The organism is Marinobacter sp. ES-1, from assembly GCF_000475255.1.
In the GTDB taxonomy this organism is placed as follows: Bacteria; Pseudomonadota; Gammaproteobacteria; order Pseudomonadales; family Oleiphilaceae; genus Marinobacter; species Marinobacter vinifirmus.
Window position 1 is genome coordinate 1 of the sequence record NZ_AXBV01000026.1, and the last position, 9,675, is coordinate 9,675.

Consider the following 9,675-nt stretch of genomic DNA (forward strand, 5'->3'; position numbering starts at 1 on the left):
ACCTTCAGCGGTTTACGCAATCCGGCAATTGGACAAGGCGTTGCGAATCCAGTTGATTGAAGGCGGTGCCACACGGGGTGAGGTGCTGCTTTCGGTAATGGAAAAAGAAGCGCTGTTGTCTTCGACCGATGCGGGCAGTGCCTTCGAGAGTTTCTTCCAGTTACTGTGCGACCAGAATCGGCAAACTGAATTGCGTGACCAACTTCACGGTATTCTGAATCAGCCCATTGCAGAGCAGCTATCGCAGGCCCAACGGCAGTTTCTCGCCCATCTTATGCGAGAGCTGGGCCGGGAAAGCGATCGGGTCTTCCAGGTGCGCCGGAGAACTGAAGAGAGTCTGAGAGCCTACGTAGAGAGCGGTGCGGCTAGTGAAAATCGCGCGGTTGACCAACTGTTATCCAGGCTGGAGAAGGTCGCTGTTGCTTTGCGGGATGGAGGGGTGAATTTGCGAACGGAAACCCTGTTATCCCTGTCTGTCGGGCCACTTGAAATAGCCTCTCCTGAAACCATGCGCCTCCGTAGTCCGGACGAGAAACTTGATACTCGCGGTGTGCTAGCTCGCGAGAATACGCGAGAGCCCAGCAAGCAGATCCTCGAAAGCCTGGAAACGGTTCGGGTTCGTGAGGTCGCTGAAAAAGTTTATCAAGCTTTGGCTGCTAACGGACCTATGACCATCGCAGGGCTGCTGCGGCATTACCCGATAAACGCCGGGCTTGAAGAACTTGTTGCATACGTGAGGGTGGCCAAGTCCGTCAACGCGGCGCAGCTAGACGATGTGGAGCGAGTGCAATTTACTGACAAAAACGGAGCAAAGCTTCAAGCGACCGTACCAACCTTTATGTTGAGTGCGGAACTGTTCCCCACAAATCGGGATGAGCTGGTGCTATAGGTGCTGATATGACGGATAACAAAGAGAACTCTGCGAATCCCAGTTTTTTTGACAGAGTGCGGGGCCAAAGTGACAGCCATTTCCCTTCCAGTCCCTCTCCTGACCTGGAAAAGGGCACGGACAGTAACTCCGATGAGGAGGCGGAGGCAATTGACGCGCCCGGAGGTGACTCCGACGGAGGCTTAGAGTTGCCTCATGAGGCGAGGCGGGTCTTGGTTTATTTGATGCGGCAGGGTGCGGTCATTGGCACACAGAAACCCAAGGTGTTTGAGAGCCTTTGCAGGTATGAATCCCAGATCCGCCGCCATCTGGCTGAAGTTTACCTGCGATTGATTTTGGATGAGAAAGCCGGAGTTGCATTTGTCGCCCTGAATGAGACGGATGAGGATGATATCTCCATTGACGGCGAGCCAGTTTCACTGATTTCAAAGCGCACCCTTTCCCTCTATGACACCCTTTTGCTGTTGGTACTCCGCCGCCATTATCAGGAACGGGAATCGGCCGGTGAGCAGAAAATTACGGTCGATCTTGAACGGGTGGAGTCCTATCTCACACCCTTTTTGCCGTTAACGAATCACGCTAAAGCAGATCGCAAGAAGCTCAACGGTGCTGTTCAGAAGTTGACACAGAAAAAAATCCTGGCTGCAGCCCGGGGAGCAGAGGATCGTTATGAGATTACGCCTATCATTCGGTATGTGGTGGATGCCGCCTTTCTTGAGTCCATGTTGAACGAGTATCTGCGATTGGCTGAGGAGGAAAACCTTGAGGTTGATGCAGCGCTTCATCTCGATTCGGTATCGGATGAGTCCCGGGCGAGCCAAGATGATTTGCTGGGAGGGCTTTAAGGTATGACCAGCATGGAGCGGTACGGCGATACATTTTTCCGGCAGGGGCAGATTCGTCTGGCGGAGCTTAGCGTCTATAACTGGGGCTCTTTTGAAGGATTGCACACGGCAAGGATCGATCCGGAAGGTACGTTGATTACGGGCGACAACGGCTCCGGTAAATCGACGTTTGTGGACGGCCTGATGGCCCTGTTACTTCCGGCTGGGAGGGCGACCTTCAATGTGGCTGCGGCGCAGGGTGACCGCACAGATCGCTCTTTGCTTTCTTACATGCGGGGTAGTTTTGGGGCGGCTCACGAAGGCTCAGGCACCAGAGTCAAAAGCAAGCGGGAAAAAGCTGTTGTCACCGGGCTGAGGGCACTCTATCGCGCTGATGATGATTCGGTGATTACGTTGGCGGCATTGTTTTGGGCAACACAGGCGTCCAACTCACTAAGTGAGGTAAAGCGTGTTTATGCCGTTTCAAGGCGTAACCTCGAATTGAAAGAGTTGCTGGAAGCCTTTGGCGAGGGGAGTGTCACCGCGTTGAAGCAAATGTTACGCAATGACCCTCTTATCACCTGTTGTGATGACCGGTTTTCGGATTACCAGGAGCTGTACCGAAAACTCTTGTTTATGGAAAACAAGAATGCCCCGGCTCTGTTGTCACGGGCCCTCGGGCTCAAAAAGATTGATGACCTGACCAAATTGATACGCGAATTGGTTCTGGAGCCCAGCACCATCCGGGAGGATGCCAAAAAGGTTGTTGAGGAGTTTGGCGATCTGGTGGCAACACATGACCGGCTGGTGGATACCCGGGCGCAGGTAGAGCACTTGAGCCCTTTGCCTGACCTGTCACAAACACTTCGCCAAGCCGAGCAGGCATTGCAGAGGCTTCGTCTGGAAAAAGAGCATCTGGGGATTTACTTCGGAGAAGTGCTCGCACAGTTGTGGTCGGTTCAGGTGGAGGCACTTAAAGCTGAAGTTGAGAAACTGCAGGAGAAGTTAGAGAGTCTCGCGGGGGAGGAGCAGGAGGCAGAGGCTTTAGTCGAACGCCGTCATGGGGAGTATTTGAAGCATGGCGGTGAAAAGGTTGAGTCACTCAAAAAGGATATCCTCCAGTCATCAGGCAAGCTTGCCGAAGTGAGCCAGAAGGCATCTGCCTATCAGCAGGATATGGGGGTTCTTGGACTGTCTGATTTATTATCGGAAGAGGCCTTCTCTAGCAACAAAAAGGCAGTGGCAACTCTCCTTGGGACAATGGCCCAGAAAACCGAGGCCAGCCAAGACCACTTTGCGGATACCAGCGCAGAACTTGGCAAAGCGCAAGAAGCGATCGGGGTTCTTGAATCAGACATTCGCGAAATCAAGGCGCGGCCGGATTCGAATATTGACCATCCTTATCAGCGGCTACGTGAGGAGTTGGTGCAATCTCTTGGCCTGTCTGCCGATGAACTCATTTTCGTGGGCGAATTAATTGACGTGCAGGAACATGAGCGCCCCTGGCAAGGGGCTATTGAGCGAGCGTTGGGAGGTTTACGAACAACGCTGCTGGTGCCGGGAGATAGCTTCTCCATGGTGACCCGATGGCTTAATGCCCGGCATACCGGCCTCCACGTTCGTGCTCAGGTCGTTGATGACAAGTCTGGCAACCAGCGGCCGCCAGAGTTTAAGGAAAGTGGTTTTCTGAAAAAGCTGGATTGGCGTCAACACCCTTATCGCGATTGGCTCAAACATCACCTCAGCAAGTTTGACCTGGCCTGCGTGAACACCACCGAGGACCTGGATGTCACGCCCTTCTCAATGACCCGGGAAGGACTGATTCATAAGGAGCGAGGGCGGTTCGAGAAAAAAGACCTATCCAGAATTGATGATCGTCGTCAATGGAGCCTTGGTTTTTCCAACAAAAGTCGTTTGTCCATATTGAATAGCGATCTCGGCCAACTCAAGCAGCGGGTGACAGAACTGGCTGACGATGTTGCCAAAGCCCGAAAGGCGATGGATGAAGTTAGCGGACGCAAAACGCTCCTGGAACGTGTGGATACCCTTCGCTGGGAAGAAATCGATGTACCTCGTTGGAAAGGCAAGCTCGAGCAGTTGAAGGAGGATTTACAGGCGATTGAGGCTTCGCAAGGAGATTTGGCCGAAGCAAAACGCCGATGGGAAGACGCGAAGCTGGCAAGGCAGAGAATTCAGCACGAAGTTGGAGAAGTAAAAAGTAAATTGGGAGGAGTGGACAATCAGCTGAAGATCTCGCGACAAACGCTAAAGCAAGCGCAGGAAGCCGCATCTCCGGGTATGACCGATGAGTGTCGAGGATTGCTGGATAAGCGTGTGGGGCCGATCACTCTAGATCAGGCCTATCAACAGGGAGAAGTTGAGAAAGAGCTGGATTCATTGATCAATAAAGAGCAGGCCCGCCACAGCACTGCATCGAATCGGGCCAACAATATTATGGGGGCGTTTAGAGGCAAGGACCAGTGGTTGCCGGTTGTTGTGGATTGGCCGACAGGTCTGGATGCGCTAGATGATTATCTCGAATACCTGAATCAGCTGGAGACCGAGGGCCTTCCGGTGTTGGTGGATCAATTCAGGGAACGCCTGAACAAGCATGCCACTCAGTCGCTCGCAAACATCAATAATAAGCTGAGTGCCGATCGTGAGGATATCCTGGAACGTATCGACACGATCAATGAGGTTCTTCGCCGCACCGAATTCCGTGTGGGTAGTTATCTGAAACTGGGTACGAGTAAAGAAAGGTATCCTCATGTCGTGGATTTTGAGCGCAAGCTTCGCAATGTTCTAGGCCAGGTAACCAGTGACGACCACGAGGGGCGTTTCAATGCCCTATCAGACGTAGTTTCTATCCTTGATAAAGCCAGCTCATCGGGAACTTCAGGTTCGCTGGAGAGCTTGCGCTTGCTGGACCCACGCTATCAGATGACGTTCTTCGCGGAGGAAGTGGACGCCACTACATTGGAAATTCGCGACGTACTTAGGTCGTCCAGCGGTAAATCCGGCGGCGAAAAGGAGTCGTTTGCAGGAATGGTTGTGGCAGCGAGCTTGGCCTATGTCCTGACGCCAGATGGCTATGACCGGCCTGTTTACAGCACGGTGTTTCTGGACGAAGCCTTCTCTAACACTGCCGAGTCTGTGAGCCGTCGCGTGCTGAAGGTTTTCAAGGAGCTGCATATCCATGTCAGTCTGATCACTCCCTATAAGAATCTTAACCTGGCCCGAGAGTCAGCCCGTTCACTGTTAATCGCTGAGCGCGATGCCGAAAATCATGAGAGCCGCCTGTGTGAGCTGACGTGGCAGCAAATTGATCAAAAGCTTGCAGAGGCAAAGCGCTTGTCGGTTATGGGTGACGCGGAGTCATTGGGAATTGGGATTGATGAGTGATCGTAGTTGGGGGCTGATGCCGAGAGATGTCATTGAGCGCCTTCGGGAGAAAGAATGGTATCAGCGACGAGCACTAAAGGCCCGGCTTAAAGGCGAAAGGCCATTCCCCGTCAGTGTTAGCCTCAAGCCACCACGGGGACAAGAAGCTGTTTCAGACCTGGAACACTTTCATCGTTTCGTTTCAGCATGGAGAGCGTTCCCGAATCAGGGCTGCGTTCAATGGGAAAGCCAGAGCTTCCGTCAACTGTCCGTCCAGAGGGTGCCAGTTCGTTTCCGTGTCGCGGACATTGGGACACTAGCCGAATTACTGGGAGAGCAAGAGCAAACTGCATTAGGAAATTGGGAGCGACGAATTGGGAATATCCTTGCGCAACCTTTTGCCCAAGATGAAAAGATTCAGCGTGGACTATTCTCTGCATTGGTGGATAACCTTGAGGCGCTGACAAGTTTTACTGAGGATGAGTTGGGGCTGCTGGTCGGGTTGGTGCCGCAACTCAAAGCGGGTTTGGGAGGTGGCCGATACCTGCGAGCACTTCCGCTCACTCAGGTTGATACGAAATTCGTGGAGCAGAATCTCCATCTTATCGAATGCTTGCTGGATGTTCTTTGGCGTGGGGAGGTTAGTGCGTCAGGCGGACTTTTGGCTTGGCTGACATGTATCGAAAACCCAAAAGGTTGGTTGTTTGTACGTCCGCTATGTGACAGCTCCCAAACTGCTTTGGGTGGCCTTCCAATTCTGCAAATGGACACCGCTACTTTATTAGCTGTAGAGCTTCCGGCTAGCAACATTCTGGTTGTAGAGAATGTTCAATCCGGCCTTGGTTTGCCGCCGCTCGACAACACTATCGCGGTGTTTGGGGGCGGTAAAAACGTTTCCTGGCTTTCCGCTCCATGGCTCCAAGCAAAAAACGTGGGGTACTGGGGCGATATAGACTCAGAAGGCTTCGCTATCCTCAGCGATGCTCGCCGTCGATGTAAAAATATTGAGTCGATCATGATGGACGAGCAAGTGGTGGAGAAATTCACTTCTCGAATGGTTGATGAACCGAATTCGGTTGACGCCCCTCCGGCCTACTTAGAAGAACAGGAAAGTCGCCTATTTCATAAACTGCGACAAGGAGATTTTGCAAAGCCTCGCCTGGAACAGGAGAAACTTGCCGCCGATTTTATTTTCCAGCGTTTAAGATGCTGGGCTATAAAACGGATTGAGGAATAACCACGTTATTTCTTGTCCCCCGCATACCCAAGCTCCTTATTAACGAGGTTGAACAGCTCCCCTCCCTGGTGCCAGCGGTCAAAGTTCTCCAGAAACTGATCGGTCAGCGCCCGCTTCCAGCCGATGAAATCGCCCGCCATGTGCGCCGTCATAATCACATTCTCCCGCTCCCACAACGGATGATCAGACGGCAACGGCTCTTCCTCGAATACATCCAGCGCCGCCCCGGCAATCTCGCCTTCATCCAGCGCCTTCACCAGATCCCCGGTTTTCACAATCGGCCCACGGCCAATGTTGATCAGGCGGGCGGATTTTTTCATCACCGCAAAGGCCCTGGTATCAAACAGCCCCTCGGTCTGGGGCGTCAGCGGTGCCGCAATCACCACAAAATCCGCGTGCCGGAGCTGGTCATAAAGTTCGTCATTGCCGTGCACTGCTTCAAAGTCCGGGTCTGTCTTTCGGGGAGTGCGGGCAATGCCGTGGGGGTGCATGCCGATGGCCTTCACCAGCCGGCCGATCTGCCGGCCGATGGAGCCCGCGCCCACCACCAGCACCTGCTTGCCTTCTGCCCGCTCGGTATCCCGGTGCTGCCACTGGTGCTGGTCTTGAAGGCGGATGGAGCGGGGAAAGTCCTTGGCGAACATCAGAATGCTGCACAACACATATTCGGCAATGGTGCGGTCGAAAATACCCCGGGCGTTGGTGACGATAACATCGCTCTTGATCAATGCCGGAAACATCAGGGCATCCACCCCGGCACTGGTGGCGTGGATCCATTGCAGGCAGTCTGCGGCGGGCCAGGCGGCTTCCAGGGCTTCGGTGCGGAAGTCGGTCACCATCATTACGTCTGTGCCGGGCAGGGTGTCCCGCAGGGTTTGTTCGTCCCAGGCAAAGCGTACTTCGGCCCGTGCCTTGACGGCTTCGATGCCGGCCGGGGCGTCTTCGCCCGGGGCGGTCAGAACGGTGATAACCGGTTGGCGGGATTCGGTCATTTCAACTCCGGAGATTTCTGAAGGCGTTTAATCGTCTTTTTTATAGTCTGGTAGCGCGGCCGGCCGGGGTCAATGTTGGCGGTTTCCTTGTACCTCTGATTTTTCGTGACTACGCTGCAATCAGGCCTTTATTTCCTGATGCGTGGAGGTGCATATGGCAGACCCGGTAAACAAGGACACAGGTGAGTCCAAGCCGCGGAAAATGAAGTACCGTAAGGCGAAGGCCAGCTGGAACCCGGCCATGCAGGCCATCCCGGTATCCGGCATTCGCCGCCTTGTGAATATGGCAGCCACCATGAAAGATGTGATCCATCTTTCCATCGGCCAGCCGGACCTGCCAACGCCGAAACATATTATTGACGCCTATGTGGATGCCCTGAACGCCGGCCAGACCGGCTACACGATGGACGCCGGCCTGCCGGAGTTGCTGGTGGCGCTTCGGGACTACTACGGCAAGCGATATAACCGCAAGCTCACCCGCGATAACATCCTGGTGACCAGCGGCGCTACGGAGGCCATGTACCTGGCCATTTCCGCCACCTCGGCTCCGGGGCGGCAGTTTATCGTGACTGACCCGTCGTTCCTGCTGTACGCGCCACTGATTCGTATGACCGGGGGCGAGGTTAAGTTCATACCCACCCGGGCAGAGAACGACCACCAGCTGGACCCGGACGAAGTGATCCGGGCCATGGGCTCGCGTACCTTCGCGCTGATCCTGAACAACCCGAACAACCCCACCGGCGCGGTTTACCCCCGTAGTACCGTGGAGACCATCCTGGAAGAATGCGCCTACCGGGGCATCCAGGTGTACGCCGACGAGGTGTACGACCATATGCTGTTTGATGACGATGACTTTGCCAGTGTGCTCAACTGTTCCATGGACCTGGACAACATCATGTGCATCAGCAGCTTCTCCAAGACCTACAGCATGGCGGGGCTGCGGGTAGGCTGGGTGATTTCCAGCCAGGCCGCTATCAAGTCCCTGCGCCGGTACCACATGTTCACCACGTCGGTGGCCAACACACCCGCCCAGTTTGCCGGGGTGGCCGCACTGAACGGCGACCAGCAATGCGTAAAGGATATGGTGGACATCTACCGGGAGCGGCGGGACAAGATTGTGGACCTGATCGACCAGACGCCATACCTCACCGGCTACAAGCCCGGCGGCGCCTTCTATGCCTTCCCGAACCTGCCGCCCCATGTGGACGGCTCTGATGTAGCCTTGCGGATGCTCAAGGAAACGGGCGTCTGTGCCGTGCCCGGGGATGCCTTTGGCGAAAGCTGCACCAACGCCTTGCGCTTCAGCTTCTCCACTCCCTGTGAGCGGCTGGATGAAGCCTTCGACCGGATCATCCCCTGGATGGCCAAGCAACAGTTCTGATACCGGAGTTTAAGTTGTCAGTGCCCCGGAGATGCCGCACTATAGTGGCATTTCCGAGGAGACTGACTTATGACGGACGTATTGAAACCTTTCCTGAGACTGGCTGCGCTGTTTGCCGTGGTGCTGGCCAGCGGCTGTGCCAGCTTTTCTCCGTATTCCATTTCTGAAGGCGAGATCGAGCGCCATCTGCAAAACGCGGTGGCCAAGTACGACCGTGAGCAGTTGAACAGCGGCTCGCCGCTCAGCCTCAGCCTGAGTGATGCGGATATTACCCTCGGGCCGGATGGTCGCGATGTGGCGGTGATCGACCTGAAGGGCCAGGTGGCCCTGAACGCCTTGATGACCAAGCTGCCGGTGGATATGGCCCTGAAGGTGGAAGGTGCCCCGGTCTACGACAGCCAGGAAAAAGCCGTGTACATCCGCCGGCTGCAGTTGCTGGAAAGCTCCGTGGATTCACCTTTCTTCAAGGGCGACCTGGCCCCGGTTACTGATACCGTGATGCGGGTGGTGGCCCAGATGCTGGAAACCATGCCAGTGTACCGGCTGGATGAAACCGACACCGCCCAGCGCATGTTCGGCCTGGTGCCCATGGATATCCGGGTCGCCCCGGGTCGGCTGGAGTTTGTGATGGCGGAGTAACCTGCCCCGATCACAGACCGGCATCCATAAAAAACGCCAGGTGGTTTCCCGCCTGGCGTTTTTCGTTGGTGCGCCAGGCATGGCGCGTAGCGCCTTGACGGGCGCTGTTCCGGTTCAGGTGGTGCTGGCCGGATGACTTGGGGGTGCAAGTCCCCTGTGGACCCGGCAAGGGGAACCACTAGCCGGACGGCAAGGGTGTCCATCGTGAGATGGAATCTGAAGGAAGCCGCAGGCAAAGCACTGGCCTGACGAACAGAAATCGCATATGAGGCGGTCACACCGGGTAAGGCGTCAACGATCGTCAAAGCCCTGTACTTGCACGGAAGGTGTGG

7 protein-coding genes are annotated in these 9,675 nt (G+C 55.2%); 6 read left to right on the forward strand and 1 reads right to left on the reverse strand.

The features are described 5' to 3' along the window. The 4 genes from Q668_RS02310 to Q668_RS02325 all read left to right on the forward strand — a co-directional run. Positions 1-889 (forward strand): DUF3375 family protein (locus Q668_RS02310; protein WP_022987981.1); only part of this gene is annotated, 889 nt, incomplete at its 5' end. An 8-nt stretch (positions 890-897) separates the two neighbouring features. Next, positions 898-1,734 (forward strand): DUF4194 domain-containing protein, encoded by an 837-nt coding sequence (locus Q668_RS02315; RefSeq protein ID WP_022987982.1) that lies wholly within the window; start codon positions 898-900, stop codon positions 1,732-1,734. Positions 1,735-1,737: 3 nt separating this feature from the next. Next, the gene (locus Q668_RS02320; protein WP_081697544.1) at positions 1,738-5,115 is read left to right on the forward strand and encodes an ATP-binding protein; all 3,378 of its coding nucleotides are present in this window, start codon (positions 1,738-1,740) and stop codon (positions 5,113-5,115) included. Continuing rightward, a complete protein-coding gene (locus Q668_RS02325; protein ID WP_022987984.1) occupies positions 5,108-6,331 on the forward strand; it encodes a Wadjet anti-phage system protein JetD domain-containing protein in 1,224 nt (407 codons plus the stop codon). Before Q668_RS02320 ends, Q668_RS02325 begins: the two co-directional genes overlap by 8 nt. Positions 6,332-6,336: 5 nt before the next feature. On the opposite strand, the gene Q668_RS02330 is transcribed toward Q668_RS02325, so the two are convergent. Then, positions 6,337-7,323 carry a D-2-hydroxyacid dehydrogenase gene (locus Q668_RS02330; protein ID WP_022987985.1) on the reverse strand — a complete coding sequence of 329 codons (987 nt, stop codon included), beginning with the start codon at positions 7,321-7,323 and terminating at the stop codon, positions 6,337-6,339. Positions 7,324-7,477: 154 nt separating this feature from the next. Here Q668_RS02330 and Q668_RS02335 point away from each other — a divergent pair, with 154 nt between their 5' ends. Both Q668_RS02335 and Q668_RS02340 read left to right on the forward strand, forming a co-directional pair. After that, the gene (locus Q668_RS02335; protein ID WP_022987986.1) at positions 7,478-8,704 is read left to right on the forward strand and encodes a pyridoxal phosphate-dependent aminotransferase; all 1,227 of its coding nucleotides are present in this window, start codon (positions 7,478-7,480) and stop codon (positions 8,702-8,704) included. 69 nt (positions 8,705-8,773) lie between these two features. Continuing rightward, entirely contained in the window at positions 8,774-9,343 is a 570-nt protein-coding gene (locus Q668_RS02340; RefSeq protein WP_022987987.1) for a DUF1439 domain-containing protein, read from the forward strand. The last annotated feature ends 332 nt before the right edge of the window (positions 9,344-9,675 follow it).